This is a genomic window from Brevundimonas sp. NPDC007368 (assembly GCF_042869015.1).
GTDB lineage: Bacteria > Pseudomonadota > Alphaproteobacteria > Caulobacterales > Caulobacteraceae > Brevundimonas.
Map to the genome: position 1 here is coordinate 193,426 of NZ_JBIAFA010000002.1, position 15,391 is coordinate 208,816.

The window sequence follows — 15,391 nt, forward strand, 5'->3', positions numbered from 1 at the left end:
CTCCAGAGCGACAGTCTCCCCCGTGTCTTCAAGCCTAATCGTGTCCGATCAACGGCGCCACCAGCCGCGCTTCGGCTTCTCGGGCGGAGCGACGATCTGATTGGGATCTTCGGCGATCATGGCGGCCACGTCGACTTCCGGCGTCGGCGCGAGCGTCGGCTCGACGACTGTGATCGGCGCAGGCGTCGGTTCAGCGACCGGCTGGGGCGCGGGTTCAGGACTCAGGGCCTGCTCGATGGCGGCCTCGACCTTGGCGGCGAAGACCGGTTCCACGTCCAGTTGAGCGGGCACGACGACCGGCGCGGCCTCGGTCGTGACTTCAGCCTCTGCCTCTGCGGGGGCTTCGGTAACGGCTTCGGCGGCGACATCGGCGCTGACCTTGCGGCGGACGCGGCGACGCTTCGGCGCCTCGGCGGCTTCGGCGACGATTTCAGGCGCGTCAACCGCCGTTTCCTCGGTCGGGATGACCGTGGCGATGGGCGTGTCCGGCGAGCCGACGGGGGGCAGGCCTTCGTTGACCGCGCGGTCCTCGACCTTGGCTTCGTGCGGCAGGCCGCCACGGTCCCGGCCGCGACCGCGACCGCGACGACGACGCGAACGGCCGCCTTCACGTTCGGCGCGTTCGCCTTCCGGACGTTCGCTCGCGAGGGCTTCAACGTCACGAGCTTCCGAGACCTCGACCGGCGCGCGCTCGGCGCGCGGTGCAGGGTTGATCGGGTCGAACCAGACGTAGGGGTCTTCCAGCGACGGCGTGCGGCCGCGCACCCAGGTGAAGGCGTCGCGTTCGCCGTCCTCGCGCATGCGGCGACCGCCACGACGGCCGCGACGGCGGCGACGACCAGCATCTCCGTCGTCGTCCTCGCTGTCGGCGGAAACCGTATCGACCGAACCTTCGTCCGAGCCTTCCTCGTCACGGCGGCCGCCGCGACGGCGGCGACGGCGGCCGCGGCCGCGGCCTTCACCGTCGTGTTGCTCGGCGCGTTCACGGGCTTCGTCGTCGTCGCCGTCTTCGCGGTCCAGGTCGACGTCGTCCTCGTCATCGCTTTCGATGACTTCGTCGTCCTCGTCTTCGTCCTCATGGTCGAAGGCGCTGTCGTCGAAGCCGTCGTCCAGCTCGGCGGCCGAGATGTGGGTGACGACCGGGATGAAGTCCTCGTTGGTCGAGGTGCGCTCGATGGCGTGTTCGCCCTGGGCCAGGCTGTCGTCGATCTGGATGACCACGTTCAGCCCGCGCTGGTCCAGCAGGCGCTGCAGATAGCTGCGCTTGTGGTTCAGGATGTAGAGGGCGACGGCGGTCGAGACGCGCAGGTTGATCGAACCGGCGCCGTTGCGACCGGCCTCGATGTCCACGGCGCGCAGGGTGGTCAGGGCGGCGCTTTCCGCCGAACGGATGCGACCGGCCCCCTGGCAGCAGGCGCATACCTCGGTGGCGCCTTCGATCACGCCGAGGCGGCGACGCTGGCGGCTGATCTCCATCAGGCCGAAGCCCGAGATGCGGCCCATCTGGATGCGGGCGCGATCCTTGGCCAGGGCGTCCTTCAGGGCCTTTTCGACGGCGCGGTTGTTCTTGCCTTCATCCATGTCGATGAAGTCGATGACGATCAGGCCGGCCAGGTCGCGCAGACGCAGCTGGCGAGCGGCCTCGACGGCGGCTTCCAGGTTGGTCTTGGTGGCGGTGGCCTCGACATTGCGCTCCTTGGTGGAGCGGCCCGAGTTCACGTCGATCGCGACCAGGGCCTCGGTCTGGTTGATCACCAGATAGCCGCCCGACTTCAGCGGCACGACCGGCTGGTGAATCTGGGTCAGCACCTCTTCGATGCCGTTGGCCGCGAACAGGGGCTTGGAGCCTTGATAGAGGTGAATCTTCTTGGCCTGCGACGGCATCAGCACGCGCATGAAGTCGCGGGCTTCCTTGAAGCCTTCCAGGCCCTCGACCTGAATGCCGTCGAAGTCCTTGTCGTACATGTCGCGCACCGCGCGACGGACCAGGTTTTCTTCTTCGTAGATGACGGCCGGGGCGTTCGACTTCAGAGTCGTCTCGCGGATCGTCTCCCACAGGCGCAGCAGGTATTCATAGTCGCGCTTGATCTCGGCGCGGGTGCGCTTGGCGCCGGCCGTGCGGATGATCAGGCCCATGCCCTTGGGCACCTTCAGGGCGGCGGCGGCGGACTTCAGACGGCGGCGGTCCGAGGTGTTGGTGATCTTGCGCGAAATGCCGCCGCCCTTGCCGGTGTTCGGCATCAGGACGCAGTAGCGGCCGGCCAGCGACAGCCATGTGGTCAGGGCCGCGCCCTTGGCGCCGCGCTCGTCCTTGACGACCTGCACCAGCAGGATCTGGCGGCGCTTGATGACGTCCTGGATCTTGTAGCGACGCATCAGGCGACGCTTCAGGCGCTCCTCGTCGGCCAGACCGCCTTCGGACTCGTCGTCGCCTTCACGGCCCAGATCGTCGTGATCGTCGTCGTCGGCGTTCGCTTCGGCCATGATGGCTTCGCGGTCGGCGACCGGGATCTGATAGTAGTCGGGGTGGATCTCGTTGAAGGCCAGGAAGCCGTGACGATTGCCGCCGTACTCGATAAAGGCCGCCTGGAGGCTGGGCTCTACGCGGGTGACCTTGGCGAGATAGATGTTGCCGCGAAGCTGGCGGCGCGCCGTGGATTCGAAATCGAATTCCTCAACCTGGCGTCCGTCCACGATGGCGACGCGGGTTTCTTCCGCGTGCGCCGCATCGATCAGCATTGTCTTTGACATTAAAAGTCTCTCTCTGGCGCGCCAGGCCGGGCCCTGCGGATACATCCGCGGACAAGGGGGCGGCTCGCCGAATGGAAATGGGGGCCAGGGCGCGCGTCATCCCCTCGCGGATGGCGAGAGCGGCATCAAATTGCCGGTCGGGAGCGCAGGCGGGTCGGCCCATGAGGTTCTGTCGGTCCTGGATCCGAACGCGCCGTTCAAGGCCGCGTCCCGGACCCGTTCTTCGGATCGTCGGCCAGGCCGGGCGATCCTCGGAATGAGGTGAAAGTCAGCGCCGCGAGGAGGGCGCGCCCGGCTCTGCAGGAAATACAGAGGGCGCGATCATTCGCTTGCGGACCAGATCATAGGCATATGTAGCGGAAAATAAAAGAACCACCGCCGTTACAGGTCTTAACGAAATCCTTAATCGCTCGGTGCATGCTGCCATCCGAACCAGAAGGGTGAAGTCCGTCCATGTATGGCCGGTGGCGTGACAATCTGGCCCGTTGGGGCGTGCGCGAATGGGCGATGACGGGCTTGGCCTTCGTCGTGATCTGCGGCGTCGTGCTGACGGCTGGGCGCGGCCTGGCCTTTGGTCCGGACGGTCAGATTTCCGGCATTCGGTTCGGCGGCGACGCCCAGCGCACGCGTGTCGTGCTGGACCTGGGCAAGACCACGCGCGGACAGGTGATCGAGGACGGCACGACCGGCCGCGTTATCGTTGCTCTGTCGGACGTGGCGCCGGGCCGGGGTCTGGACGGCAATGGCTCCGGCCTCGTCCGCGGCTATGAGGTCGCGTCGGCCGGCACGTCGTCGCGCATCCGGCTGGACCTGGCGCGGGGCGCCGAGATCGAGCGCCGCTTCTTGCTGCCGCCTGGCGACGGGGTCCAGCACTATCGTTATGTCATCGACCTGAAGGCCACAGGCGCCGCCGCTGCGGTCGCCGCCAGCACGCCGCCGCGCCGCGAGCAGGCGCGCAAGGAAAAGCCGCTTATCGTTATCGACGCAGGCCACGGAGGCCGCGATCCGGGCGCCCAGGGCGTTCATGCTCAGGAAAAGGCCGTCACCCTGGCCGCCGCGCGTGAACTGAAGGCCGCGATCGAGCGCACCGGCCGTTATCGCGTACGCCTGACCCGCGACAGCGATGTCTATGTCATCCACGGCCGCCGGGTGCAGATCGCCCGCGACGCCGGGGCCGACCTCTTTATTTCTCTGCATGCCGACGCCGGGACCGATCCGGCCCTGCGCGGGGCGAGCGTCTACACCCTGTCGGAACAGGGAGCAGGCCGTGCGGTACGCGAGTACACGCGTGGCGACGACTGGCAGCGCGACCTGCGCCTGCCGGGCCGCGACCCCTCGGTCGACCGCATCCTGCTGGACATGACCCAGCGCGCCACCCAGAACCGCTCGGCCCAGTTCGCGCGGGTCCTGCTGACCCATCTGGAGGGCGACAATCATCCGCTGCTGCGTCGCAGCCACCGCGACGCCGGTCTGGCCGTCCTGCTGGCGCCCGACGTTCCGGCCATCCTGCTGGAGATGGGTTTCATCACCAATCCGGAGGACGAGCGCGTCCTGACCGACGAGCGTGCGCGTCGCCGCCTGATGCGCTCGGTCGCCGAGGGCATCGACCGCTACTTCCGCGAACCCTCGGCGCCGGTGATGGTGGCCGGCGATGTCACGGGCGGCGGCTGACCTAGTCGTCCAGCGCCAGCTTGGCGCGGTGGAAGATCTCCTCAAACATTTCCGGCGTCAGGCGCCCCGTGTTCGTGTTCAGCCGCGAGCAGTGATAGCTGTTGATGATGGTGTAGCCGCCGACCTTGCCCTCGACGCCATGTCCGGCGGGGATGGCCGTGCCGGGGTAGCCGAGCGTCCGCAGGATGCTGCGGCGGGACACGTCGCCCAGGGTCACGATGACCTTGAGCCGGGGCAGGGCGGCCAGCCGATCGATCAGGAAGGGGCGGCAGGTGTTTTCCTCATCGCCCGTCGGCTTGTTCAGCGGCGGAGCGCAGCGCACCGCGTTCGTGATCATGCAGTCGACCAGGGTGAGGTCGTCGTTTCCGTCGGGGTCGTAGGTCCCCTGTGCGAAGCCGGCTTTCCTCAGGGTGTCGAACAGCAGCCAGCCGGCATGGTCGCCGGTGAAGGGGCGGCCGGTGCGGTTCGCGCCCATTCGGCCCGGCGCAAGGCCAGCCACCAGCAGGCGGGCGTTCGGGTCACCGAAGGAAGGCGCGGGGCCGTTCCACCAGTCCGGGTTCTGGCGGATGTTCTCCTGACGATAGGCGACCAGGCGCGGGCACAGGGGGCAGTCGCGCGCAGGTTCGGGGTTCAGGGGGCGGCTCATGAACGGTCGTTCCGGTCTAGGGTTCGGGCGACGCCTTGATTCATGGCGGTCTTGGGCTTGCTGAAGTGGGTCATGACGTCGGCCAGTTCGACGAAAGCGTCGGCCTGACGCCGCAATTCGTCGGCGATCTGGGGTGGCTGGGTCCTGGTGGTCGAGACGACGGTGACGCGCACGCCTTTCGCCTGAACAGCCTGCACCAGTCGGCGGAAGTCGCCGTCGCCCGAGAACAGGATCATGTGATCCAGCCGCGGCGCCAGCTCCAGCATGTCGACCGCGATCTCGATGTCCATATTGCCCTTGATGCGCGACTGACCCTGGGCGTCGGTGAAGCGTTTGACCGGCTTGGTCACGACGGTGAAGCCGTTGTAGTCGAGCCAGTCGATCAGCGGACGGACCGGCGAGAACTCTTCGCCCTCGACCACCGCCGTGTAATAATAGGCCCGCACCAGCTGGCCCTTCTGGCCGAACCAGTCGGACAGCTTTCTGAAGTCGAGATCGACGTTGAGCGCGCGGGCCGCAGAATAGAGGTTGGCGCCGTCGATGAACAAGGCGATGCGGTCGCCCGTATGGCCGGTCATGAATATGAGTCCGTGGAAATGGTCGAGAATATGAGCGTCCCGACCGATATTCCCGAGGGCGACCTCGATCTGGACGGCGCAGTCATCGTCGCCCTGGGCTGCAATGACAAGGGCGTCTGGTCCTCTTGCGAAGAGTCGCTGGAGGCGGCTCTGGCGCGGTTCCGGGCCGAGGGCATCGACATTCTGGCGCGGTCGTCCTGGTGGTCGTCCAAGGCCTGGCCGGACCCTTCCGATCCCCCCTTCCTGAACGGGGTGGTGATCGTGCGGACGGAGCATGATCCCGGCGTGCTTATGAGCAAGCTGTCACGGATGGAGGACGTGTTCGACCGCCGTCGCAGCGTCCGCAACGCGCCGCGGACCCTGGATCTGGATCTGATCGCCTATGGGCGTTTGAGCGGGGATCTGGACGGGCTGATCCTGCCGCATCCGCGCGCGGCCGAACGTCTGTTCGTCATGGGGCCGCTGGCCGAGATTGCGCCGAAGTGGCGGCACCCGACGATCGAGGGCGACGCCGCGACGCTGGCGAAGCAAGCATCTGTCGGAACCGACGCGCGTCCTTTGCCCCGTTGACGCCGGCTTGCGGCCGGTTAGGTTCTTCGAAATGACACCGGAGGACATTTTGTGCTGCTGACCGCTCTTGCGCTGCTCGTCGCCGTGCAGACCCAACCCGCGTCGCCGCCCGCCGGGACGGGGGTGGTGATCCGCGAAGCCGACACCATGGTGCGTCAGGTTCCGCCGCATAACGGCGAGGGGATGAGCACGGCCTATCGCATTTCCGACGGCGTCCCCAATCGAGCGATGGAGTTCCGCAAGCGGGTGCTGCATCCCGGCGCGGCCATCGGTCTGCACCCCATCGCTCATGACGAGGTCTACTACGTCGTCAGCGGTGAAGGCGAGGTGACGTCGGACGGGGTGACGACGCCGATGCGCGCCGGTGACGCCGCCTATCTGTTCGACGGCAATGTCGTGGGCATCCGCCAGACCGGAGAGGTGGACCTGGTGCTGATCATCAGCTATCCGCTGGCCCAAAGGAAGAACTGAGGCGTTTTGCGCCGCATTCCGGCCTTCGCGGCGTTGCACAATCACGCCTAACCCTATATTTTGTGCGGTTCTCCCTGCCGCCAGAGGAATTTCATGGCCCGCGTCACTGTCGAAGACTGCATCGAGAAGGTTCCGAACCGCTTTGGTCTGGTTCTGCTGGCCGGTCACCGCGCCCGCAACATCGCCAACGGCGCCGCCCTGACCATCGACCGCGACAACGACAAGAACCCGGTCGTGGCCCTGCGCGAGCTGGCCGACGAGACGGTCGTCCCGGAAGAGCTGCGCGAGAACATCATCACCACGCTGCAACGCGTCGACGAGCGTACCGAGGCCGAGGATGAAGCCGAAGTCGTGGCCCTGCTGGCCGAGCCGCAGCACATGAACATGGCCGAGGCCGAACTGATCCGCGCGCTGCAAAGCGACCGGGATGGCGGCCAGGAGGAACGCTACTGACGGCTGAGCCAGTCAACGGCGTAACCATTCTTCCGGCGCGGTCCCCCGCGGACCCGTCGCCGGACAAAGTCGCGAATCAGATAGACCAGACGGCGTCGCTCCTTCCCGGGGCGACGCCGTTGTCGTCTGAAGTCGCCGAGTCCCTGCCGTCCGTGTCCCAAGTGTCTGAAGCCAAGCGCGCGCCGATCATGCGCCAGTTCGAATTGATCGAGGCGGTCAAGGCCTACGACCCGACCGCCGACGAAGCCCTGCTGAACCGCGCCTACGTCTATGCGATGAAGATGCACGGCTCGCAGCTGCGCGCCTCGGGCGATCCCTATTTCGCACACCCGATCCAGGTCGCGGGCATCCTGACCGACTACAAGCTGGACACGGCGACCATCGTCACGGCCCTGCTGCATGACGTGGTCGAAGACACTTCGGCCACGCGTGACGACATCGCCGCCATGTTCGGCGAGGAGATCGCCGTCCTGGTCGAGGGCGTGACCAAGCTGTCGCGGCTGGAGCTTCAGGCCGAGCACACGCGCCAGGCGGAGAACCTGCGCAAGTTCATCCTGGCCATCTCCAAGGACGTGCGGGTCCTGCTGGTCAAGCTGGCCGACCGCCTGCACAACATGCGCACCCTCCAGTACGTCAAGCCGGAGAAGCGCGAGCGCATCAGCCGCGAGACGCTGGAAGTCTATGCCCCGCTGGGCCGCTCCATCGGCATCCACTCCATCGCTTCCGAACTGGAGGAACTGGCGTTCGAACATCTGAACGCCACGGCTCGCGTCGCCATCCAGCGCCGTCTGGAGGCGCTGAAGCTGGAGCATGGCCGCGCCATCGAGGGCGTGTCGCGCGAGATCGAGACCGTGCTGAGCGAGGCGGGCATCACCGCCCATGTGAAGGGCCGCGAAAAGACACCCTATTCGATCTGGCGCAAGCTGCAGAGGAAGTCGGTCGGCTTCTCGTCCCTGTCAGACATCTACGGCTTCCGGGTCATCGTCGAGGCCGAGGATGACTGCTATCGCGCGTTGGGGGTCATCCACCGGGCCTGGCCCATGGTGCCGGAGCGGTTCAAGGACTTCATCTCGACGCCCAAGTCGAACAACTATCGCTCGCTGCACACTACGGTTGTCGGTCCCGGCGGCCTGCGCATCGAGATGCAGATCCGCACCGAGATCATGGACCGCGTGGCCGAGGACGGCGTGGCGGCGCACTGGGCCTACAAGAACCACTCCTACGGCTTCGATCGCGAGGCGATGGAGGCCGACGGCGGGCGCGACCCGCTGTTGAACCTGCGCCACCTGGTTCAGGTTATCGAACACGGCGAGGGCGGCGAGGACTGGGTCGAGCACGCCAAGCTCGAAATGTACCTGGATCAGGTCTTCGTCTTCACGCCCAAGGGCGCGTTGATCACCCTGCCGCGCGGCGGCATGGCCCTGGACTTCGCCTATGCGGTGCACACTGAGGTCGGCGACACGGCCGTGGGCGTCAAGATCAACGGCGAACTGAAGCCCATGCGCACGGCGCTGCAGAACGGCGACGTGGTCGAGATCATTCGCGGGACCAAGCGCGAGGTGCCGACCGACTGGCGCAGCCTGACCGTCACCGGCCGGGCGCGTTCGGCCATTCGCCGTCATATCCGCACTTCGGAGCGCGACGAGTTCGTGCGCCTGGGCAAGGCGACGCTGGAGCAGACGCTGGAGCGGGCGGGCAAGTCGCTGGCCGAGGTCTCGCTGAAGCCGGTCTTGGAAACCCATGCCATCGCCACCGAAGAGGATATGTTCGACGCCATTGGGCGGGGCCGTCTGGCCGCGACCAAGATCGCCGAGACCATGTTCCCGGCGCTGAAGGGCCAGCTGAAGGCGGGCCCCGAACGCAAGCGGATCGGCAATGACCAGGCCCGCCTGTTCGTGCGCGGCAGCGGCCTGACGCCGGGTGTCAGCATTCACTTCGGCGCCTGTTGCTCGCCGGTGCCGGGCGACCGCATCGTCGGCATCCTGGAACCCGACAAGGGGCTGACGGTCCATACCATCGACTGCCAGACCCTGGCCGACTTCGCCGACGACGACAGCGTCTGGCAGGACCTGCAATGGACGCCGCAGGCGGAACAGGACGCCGTGGCCTCGGCCCGTCTGCGCGCCACCATCCGCAATGCGCCGGGCGTGCTGGGGCAGGTGGCGACCATCATCGGTGAGGCCGGCGGCAACATCCTGAACCTGTCGATGGCCCATCGTCAGCAGGACTTCTTCGACGTCGACATCGATGTGGAGGTCGAGGACGCCCGTCACGCCACCATGATCATCGCGGCGCTGCGCGCCAATCCGTCCGTCGACACCGTGGACCGCGCGCGCGGCTGATCGCCCGCGCGTCTGACTGAAGGCCGAAATGTCTCCCGAACAGCAAGCTCTCGCCAACGCCGCTCAATTGGCGTCGCCCTCTTATCGTCTGGCCGCCCTGGATCAGGACTTCCTGCTGGGCGAGTCCATGCGCGGGGTGCGCTTCCTGATGGAGTACGAGAAGGCCGAGGAGGCGCTGAAGGCCTGGGGCGTACGCTCGACGTTGGTGGTGTTCGGTAGCGCTCGTGTCGGCGCCAACGGCGGCGGGCGGCACAGCTACTGGTACGAGCAGGCTCGTCTGTTTGGCCGCATCGCCTCGGAGCGGGGCGGGGCCTTCCGCGGCTCGCCGGGCGAGGTGCGCGACAACGTCATCGCAACCGGCGGGGGCCCGGGCATCATGCAGGCGGCCAATCAGGGCGCGCATGAAGCGGGCGCGCCGTCGATCGGCTTCAACGTCACCCTGCCGCACGAGCAGGTGCCCAATCCCTGGTCGACGCCGGAGCTGACCTTCCAGTTCCACTACTTCGCCATGCGCAAGATGCATCTGGCCATGCGGGCCAATGGTCTGGTGGTCTTCCCCGGCGGCTTCGGCACACTCGACGAACTGTTCGAAATCCTGACCCTGCGTCAGACCGACAAGGCGCCGCCGATCCCCATCGTCCTGTTCGACGAGGCCTATTGGCGCTCGGTCATCAACTTCGACACCCTGATCGAGCACGGCATGGTCAAGGCCTCGGACATGGAGTTGTTCTCGTTCGCCGACGACGCCGAAACCGTCTGGACCAGGCTGCTGGAAGGCGGGCTGAAGCCGAACTGCGACATCAAGTAGGTCGCTCGGCTTGAGAGGCGGAGATGCAGGGTCTAAGGGACGCTCTCATGAACACTGAAGACGTCCTCAACGAATTCCGCGACGCCGGCGCCCTGCGCGAAGGCCATTTCGTCCTGTCGTCCGGCCTGCACAGCCCGGTCTTCCTGCAGAAGAACCTGGTCTTCATGGATACGCGCCGCTGCGAGCGCCTGTGCAAGGCCCTGGCCGAGAAGATCGTCGCCACGGTCGGTCCGGTCGACGTGGCCATCTCGCCCGCCGTCGGCGGCATCATCCCCGGCTATGAGACGGCGCGGCACCTGAACGTGCGCTCGCTCTACGTTGAGCGCGAAGGCGGCGAGTTCAAGCTGCGTCGCGGCTTCACCGTCGAGCCGGGCGAGAAGGTCGTGATGGTCGAGGACATCGTCACCACGGGCCTGTCGTCGCGCGAATGCATCGCCGCCATCCAGAAGGCCGGGGGCGAAGTCGTCGCCGCCGCCTGCATCGTCGATCGCTCGGGCGGGCGGGCCGACGTGGGCGTGCCGCTGATCGCCCTGGCGACCCTGGACGTCCCGGCCTATCCGGCCGACGCCTTGCCGCCCGAACTGGCCGCCCTGCCGGTCGAGGACCCGGGCAGCCGCCGGCTGGCCAAGTAAGCCAGATTAGGCGAGCGTAGTCCGATTGACGATTCAAGCGGCCAAACCTCAGGGGAGGCGTGAATGATTGGGCTAGTGACGTTTCTGGCCGTTGGCCTTCAAACGGCGCCGCAATCGCAAGTCGAAGATGCGCGAGATGTGAAATTCGACCAATTGGCGCCGGTGGTGGTGATAGAGGTCTCCCGTCACCCCCTGTCGGCGTTGGAAACCTTCAGCATCTACCCCTATTTCGCACAAGCGGGTGGGCGCCGTCATTTGGCCGCTCGTCGGGCGATCAACATGCGCGGAGGCCAGCGTGTTTCGTGGGCGGTCATTAGCGAGTGTCCGGGCGCGCAAGAGGTAGTTCTGGAGCTGGAGCGCCTGCCTGCTCCAGCGATAGACATCCCGGGGTTTGGTCGAGATGATGATCAAGGTCCCGGCACGGACGGGGGCTCGTTCAAACTGTGGAGCCGTGGGCCAACCTGGCCGACTGCATATGGCTACGAGGTCGCGTTCGAGAGTAACTTCGGGTCGCCGCTGGCTGATTGGGCGAACCGGTTCAAGGCAACGCTTGCTGATTGCTGGCAGCCTGATCCACCCAGGACTATGGGCTCTTCTTGATGATCATGGAACGGTGCACCGGGATAGCTTTTGAGTGCATGATAAGAAAGGGATCGAGATGAAGCGCGAGCGGGTTCGTCTGGGCGTCAATATCGATCACGTCGCCACGGTTCGTAACGCGCGCGGCGGCGCCCATCCCGATCCGGCCCGCGCAGCCGAGGCGGCGCTGGCGGCGGGGGCGGACGGAATCACCGCCCATCTGCGCGAGGATCGCCGCCACATCACCGACGCCGACATCGACGTGCTGACGGCCCTGTGCCGCCGCGCGAACAAGCCGCTGAACTTCGAGATGGCCGTGACGGACGAGATGCTGGCCATCGCCCTGCGTCACCGTCCGCACGCGGCCTGTCTGGTGCCGGAGCGTCGCGAAGAAGTCACGACCGAAGGCGGTCTGGCCGTGGCCGGTCATGAGGCCCGCATCGCCCCCGTGGTGAAGGCGCTGTCGGACGCGGGCATCCGCGTCAGCCTGTTCATCGAGCCGTCCGAAGCCCAGGTCGAGGCCGCCGCCGCCGTGGGCGCGCAGGTGGTCGAGTTCCACACCGGCCGCTACTGCCATCTGTCCGATCCGGCCGAGCGCGCCTTCGAGCTGGACCGTCTGGCCGCCGCCGCCGCCCAGGCCGACATTCTGGGGCTGGAAGTCCACGCCGGCCACGGCCTCGACTACGCTACCGCCAGCGTCGTCCTGGGCATCCCCGAGATCAAGGAGCTGAACATCGGCCACTTCCTGATCGGGGAGGCGGTCTTCGTTGGTCTGGACGCCGCTATCCGCCGAATGCGGACGGCGATGGACGAGGCGGTGGCTGGAGTCAGCCGGTGATTATCGGCATCGGCGCCGATATGTCGGACATCCGGCGCATCGAGGCGTCGCTGGATCGCTTTGGCGACCGGTTCAAGAACCGCTGCTTCACCGAGATCGAGCGCATCCGTTCAGATCGAAAGCCGGACCCGGCCTGGAGCTACGCCAAGCGGTTCGCGGCCAAGGAAGCCTGCGCCAAGGCCCTGGGCACAGGCATGCGCGCAGACGTCTATTGGCGCGACATGGGGGTGGTGAACCTGAAGTCGGGTCAGCCGACCCTGGCGCTGACGGGGCACGCCGCCGAGCATCTGGCCCGGCTGACCCCGCCGGGGCATGAGCCGCGCATCCATCTGACCCTCAGCGACGAACACCCTTATGCTCTCGCTTTCGTGGTCATCGAAGCCTTGCCCGTGGCGTAATCAGCCTTTACGCCTCAGGCATCCAACCCCGCGTTCTGCGGGGGATTCGAGCAGACCATGAGCGACGACCCCAAGGCGAACGGCGGCGCCGGCAATCCTGCCATCGACCCGACCGAGCCGCGACCGATCTGGAGCGACGACGGCGACGCCCCCTTCGACATGGGCGATGATCCCGAAGCCCTCGACAGCGACAAGCCGATCTACGCCATGCCGCGTCCCAAGAAAGCCAAACGTGTGAAAAAAGAGAAGTCCGCGAGCAACGAGACGGTCGAGATCATCAAGACCATCGTCTTCGCCCTGCTGATCGCCTTCGTGCTGCGGGTGCTGCTGTTCCAGCCCTTCACCATCCCGTCGGCCTCGATGGAGCCCAACCTCTATGAGGGCGACTACATCGTCGTGTCGAAGTGGTCGTACGGCTACTCGAAACACTCGATCCCGTGGAGCCCGCCGTTGTTCGACGGCCGGATCATGGGCAAGGATCCCACGCGCGGCGACATCGTGGTGTTCAAGCTGCCGCGCGACAACAAGACCGACTACATCAAGCGCGTGATCGGCCTGCCGGGCGACAAGGTGCAGATGGTCTCCAACAAGCTCTACATCAACGGCGCTCCGGTGAAGGACGTCGTCGTCAGTCGCGCCGAGATGGCCGACATGTTCGGCCCGCGTCCCGTGACCCAGGTCCGCGAGACCCTGCCGAACGGCAAGAGCTTCATGACCCAGGACTTCGGCCCCGGCGGCGATTTGGATGACACGCCTGTCTATGAAGTACCGGCCGGCCACTTCTTCATGATGGGCGACAACCGCGACAACTCGATCGACAGCCGCGTCGAGATGTCGGCCGGCGTGGGCATGGTCCCGGCCGAGAACCTGGTAGGCAAGGCCGAGATCATCATGTTCTCCTGGTCGCCGGGCGCGTCGCTGTTCAACCCGGTCAGCTGGTTCGCGAACCTGCGTCCCAGCCGGTTCTTCAAGATCCTGGACTGATGGCGAACCTTCGGGCCGAGGCCGTCGCCGCGCTCCGGCGTCGGCTGGGCCATGAGTTCAGTGACCCGTCCCTGCTGGAACGGGCCCTGACCCACGCCAGCGTGGGCGAGGGCGGGGGACAGGCCGACGGCCGCCGTCCCGCCGACAACGAGCGGCTGGAGTTCCTGGGCGACCGGGTGCTGGGCCTGCTGGTCGCCGACCGCCTGACGCGCGAGTTTCCCTCGGCCGACGAGGGCCAGCTGTCCGCGCGGCTGCACGCCTTGGTCGACAAGAGCGCTTGCGCACGGGTCGGCGAACGGCTGGGCGTCGGTCCGGCGCTGCGCCTGTCGGCGGGCGAGACCAAGACGGGCGGCCGCAGAAAGGCCGGAGTCATCGCCGATGCTGTCGAGGCTGTTCTGGCGGCGGTCTATCGCGACGGCGGCCTGACGGCGGCCAAGGCCATGTTCGATATCGCCTGGGCCGAGGAGTTCGCGTCGCCCCCGGCGCCGGCCGTGACCAATCCCAAGTCCGCTCTGCAGGAGTGGGCTCAAGCGCAAGGGCGTCCGCTGCCGACCTATCGGGTGGTGGAACGCACCGGATCAGATCATGCTCCGACCTTTGTGGTCGAAGCGACGGTGGTCGGCTTCGACCCCGTGAAACAAACAGGACGTTCGCGTCAGGAGGCGGAGAAAGCCGCCGCCACGGCGCTGTTGAAACGAGAAGGCGTAATTTGACCGAGACTCTCAACCCGAACCAGCGCGCGGGCTTCGCCGCCATCATTGGCGCGCCCAACGCCGGCAAGTCGACGCTGGTGAACCGCCTGACGGGCTCCAAGGTCTCGATCGTGACCCAGAAGGTCCAGACCACGCGCTTCCCCGTGCGTGGCATCGCTATCGAGGGCGACGCCCAGATCGTCCTGGTGGACACCCCCGGCATCTTCACCCCGCGCCGGCGTCTGGATCGCGCCATGGTCGCCTCGGCCTGGGGCGGCGCCGAGGACGCGGACGTGGTGGTCCATCTGATCGACGCCCCTTCGCACATCGCGTCCGAAGGTCGTGATGGCACCGCCGCCGACCGCAAGTCGGCCGAGGACACCGAAACCATCATCGCCAACCTGAAGGCGACGGGAACCAAGGTCATCCTGGTGCTGAACAAGATCGACGGGATGCGCCGCGACACCCTGCTGGCCCTGTCGCATCGCCTGTTCGAGACCGGCGTCTATGAAGAGGTCTATATGATCTCGGCCCTCAGCGGCGACGGCGTGGACGACCTGAAGCAACGTCTGGCCCGTTCCATGCCCGCCGGGCCGTGGCTCTACCCGGAAGATCAGTCGGCGGACGTGCCGGTGCGCGTTCTGGCCGCCGAGATCACCCGCGAGAAGGTCTATCTGCGCGTTCATGAAGAGCTGCCCTATTCAGCGGCGGTCGAGACCACGGCCTTTGACGAGAAGCCCGACGGTTCGGCGCGCATCGAGCAGACCATCTATGTCGAGCGCGAGAGCCAGCGCCCCATCGTTCTGGGCAAGGGCGGTCAGACCCTGAAGTGGATCGGCCAGAAGTCGCGTGAGGAGCTGATCGAGTTGCTCGACCGCCCCGTCCACCTGTTCCTGACCGTCAAGGTCGACCCCAAGTGGCAGGACAGCCGCGCCCTTTACGCCCAGTTCGGGCTGGAGTTCGACGTCTAAAAACCTG

Annotated in this window: 16 protein-coding genes; 13 read left to right on the top strand and 3 right to left on the bottom strand. The window is 66.6% G+C overall.

The annotated features are described in order from the left end of the window. Positions 1-48: 48 nt before the first annotated feature. Entirely contained in the window at positions 49-2,751 is a 2,703-nt protein-coding gene (locus ACFYLW_RS04560) for an Rne/Rng family ribonuclease (RefSeq protein ID WP_312062009.1), read from the bottom strand. Between the two features lie 453 nt (positions 2,752-3,204). Between ACFYLW_RS04560 and ACFYLW_RS04565 the strand changes: the two genes are divergently transcribed. Beyond that, complete coding sequence (locus ACFYLW_RS04565) at positions 3,205-4,422, top strand: N-acetylmuramoyl-L-alanine amidase (protein ID WP_292082577.1); 1,218 nt, start codon at positions 3,205-3,207, stop codon at positions 4,420-4,422. 1 nt (position 4,423) lies between these two features. On the opposite strand, the gene ACFYLW_RS04570 is transcribed toward ACFYLW_RS04565, so the two are convergent. Next, entirely contained in the window at positions 4,424-5,068 is a 645-nt protein-coding gene (locus tag ACFYLW_RS04570; RefSeq protein ID WP_292082578.1) for a uracil-DNA glycosylase, read from the bottom strand. Further along, a complete protein-coding gene (locus ACFYLW_RS04575) occupies positions 5,065-5,646 on the bottom strand; it encodes an NYN domain-containing protein (RefSeq protein WP_312062006.1) in 582 nt (193 codons plus the stop codon). The genes ACFYLW_RS04570 and ACFYLW_RS04575 overlap by 4 nt, the downstream gene beginning before the upstream one ends. Between ACFYLW_RS04575 and folK the strand changes: the two genes are divergently transcribed. The 12 genes from folK to era all read left to right on the top strand — a co-directional run bounded on the left by folK (position 5,635) and on the right by era (position 15,384). After that, complete coding sequence (gene folK, locus ACFYLW_RS04580; protein WP_390182901.1) at positions 5,635-6,216, top strand: 2-amino-4-hydroxy-6-hydroxymethyldihydropteridine diphosphokinase; 582 nt, start codon at positions 5,635-5,637, stop codon at positions 6,214-6,216. The two genes, ACFYLW_RS04575 and folK, sit on opposite strands and share 12 nt — an antisense overlap. Before the next feature lie 51 nt (positions 6,217-6,267). Continuing rightward, positions 6,268-6,687 carry a cupin domain-containing protein gene (locus ACFYLW_RS04585; RefSeq protein ID WP_312062002.1) on the top strand — a complete coding sequence of 140 codons (420 nt, stop codon included), beginning with the start codon at positions 6,268-6,270 and terminating at the stop codon, positions 6,685-6,687. 93 nt (positions 6,688-6,780) lie between these two features. Next, positions 6,781-7,140, top strand: coding sequence for a DNA-directed RNA polymerase subunit omega (gene rpoZ, locus ACFYLW_RS04590; protein WP_292082582.1), 360 nt, complete (start codon positions 6,781-6,783; stop codon positions 7,138-7,140). 188 nt (positions 7,141-7,328) lie between these two features. Next, positions 7,329-9,482: a bifunctional (p)ppGpp synthetase/guanosine-3',5'-bis(diphosphate) 3'-pyrophosphohydrolase gene (locus ACFYLW_RS04595; RefSeq protein ID WP_292083356.1), complete on the top strand. Its 2,154-nt coding sequence runs from the start codon at positions 7,329-7,331 to the stop codon at positions 9,480-9,482. 28 nt (positions 9,483-9,510) lie between these two features. Next, a complete protein-coding gene (locus tag ACFYLW_RS04600) occupies positions 9,511-10,290 on the top strand; it encodes a TIGR00730 family Rossman fold protein (RefSeq protein WP_312062001.1) in 780 nt (259 codons plus the stop codon). 47 nt (positions 10,291-10,337) lie between these two features. Beyond that, on the top strand, positions 10,338-10,922 hold the full coding sequence (gene pyrE, locus ACFYLW_RS04605; RefSeq protein ID WP_292082584.1) for an orotate phosphoribosyltransferase: 585 nt from the start codon (positions 10,338-10,340) through the stop codon (positions 10,920-10,922). A gap of 75 nt (positions 10,923-10,997) precedes the next feature. Beyond that, on the top strand, positions 10,998-11,522 hold the full coding sequence (locus tag ACFYLW_RS04610) for a hypothetical protein (RefSeq protein WP_312061998.1): 525 nt from the start codon (positions 10,998-11,000) through the stop codon (positions 11,520-11,522). 58 nt (positions 11,523-11,580) lie between these two features. Next, positions 11,581-12,339, top strand: coding sequence for a pyridoxine 5'-phosphate synthase (locus ACFYLW_RS04615; RefSeq protein ID WP_312062094.1), 759 nt, complete (start codon positions 11,581-11,583; stop codon positions 12,337-12,339). Then, positions 12,336-12,737 carry a holo-ACP synthase gene (gene acpS / locus ACFYLW_RS04620; protein WP_312061997.1) on the top strand — a complete coding sequence of 134 codons (402 nt, stop codon included), beginning with the start codon at positions 12,336-12,338 and terminating at the stop codon, positions 12,735-12,737. The genes ACFYLW_RS04615 and acpS overlap by 4 nt, the downstream gene beginning before the upstream one ends. 57 nt (positions 12,738-12,794) lie before the next feature. Beyond that, positions 12,795-13,721: a signal peptidase I gene (gene lepB / locus ACFYLW_RS04625; protein ID WP_312061996.1), complete on the top strand. Its 927-nt coding sequence runs from the start codon at positions 12,795-12,797 to the stop codon at positions 13,719-13,721. Next, positions 13,721-14,434, top strand: a complete 714-nt coding sequence (gene rnc, locus ACFYLW_RS04630; protein WP_312061994.1) for a ribonuclease III — start codon at positions 13,721-13,723, stop codon at positions 14,432-14,434. The genes lepB and rnc overlap by 1 nt, the downstream gene beginning before the upstream one ends. Further along, entirely contained in the window at positions 14,431-15,384 is a 954-nt protein-coding gene (gene era / locus ACFYLW_RS04635) for a GTPase Era (protein WP_312061993.1), read from the top strand. Before rnc ends, era begins: the two co-directional genes overlap by 4 nt. Positions 15,385-15,391 lie beyond the last annotated feature (7 nt).

What these genes read in the sequence shown, in the direction of transcription:
- ACFYLW_RS04560 (WP_312062009.1), bottom strand. Translation starts at nt 2,751, where the DNA reads ATGTCAAAGACAATGCTGATCGATGCGGCGCACGCGGAAGAAACCCGC.
- ACFYLW_RS04565 (WP_292082577.1), top strand. Translation starts at nt 3,205, where the DNA reads ATGTATGGCCGGTGGCGTGACAATCTGGCCCGTTGGGGCGTGCGCGAA.
- ACFYLW_RS04570 (WP_292082578.1), bottom strand. Translation starts at nt 5,068, where the DNA reads ATGAGCCGCCCCCTGAACCCCGAACCTGCGCGCGACTGCCCCCTGTGC.
- folK (WP_390182901.1), top strand. Translation starts at nt 5,635, where the DNA reads ATGGCCGGTCATGAATATGAGTCCGTGGAAATGGTCGAGAATATGAGC.
- ACFYLW_RS04575 (WP_312062006.1), bottom strand. Translation starts at nt 5,646, where the DNA reads ATGACCGGCCATACGGGCGACCGCATCGCCTTGTTCATCGACGGCGCC.
- rpoZ (WP_292082582.1), top strand. Translation starts at nt 6,781, where the DNA reads ATGGCCCGCGTCACTGTCGAAGACTGCATCGAGAAGGTTCCGAACCGC.
- ACFYLW_RS04595 (WP_292083356.1), top strand. Translation starts at nt 7,329, where the DNA reads ATGCGCCAGTTCGAATTGATCGAGGCGGTCAAGGCCTACGACCCGACC.
- ACFYLW_RS04600 (WP_312062001.1), top strand. Translation starts at nt 9,511, where the DNA reads ATGTCTCCCGAACAGCAAGCTCTCGCCAACGCCGCTCAATTGGCGTCG.
- pyrE (WP_292082584.1), top strand. Translation starts at nt 10,338, where the DNA reads ATGAACACTGAAGACGTCCTCAACGAATTCCGCGACGCCGGCGCCCTG.
- ACFYLW_RS04615 (WP_312062094.1), top strand. Translation starts at nt 11,581, where the DNA reads ATGAAGCGCGAGCGGGTTCGTCTGGGCGTCAATATCGATCACGTCGCC.
- lepB (WP_312061996.1), top strand. Translation starts at nt 12,795, where the DNA reads ATGAGCGACGACCCCAAGGCGAACGGCGGCGCCGGCAATCCTGCCATC.
- rnc (WP_312061994.1), top strand. Translation starts at nt 13,721, where the DNA reads ATGGCGAACCTTCGGGCCGAGGCCGTCGCCGCGCTCCGGCGTCGGCTG.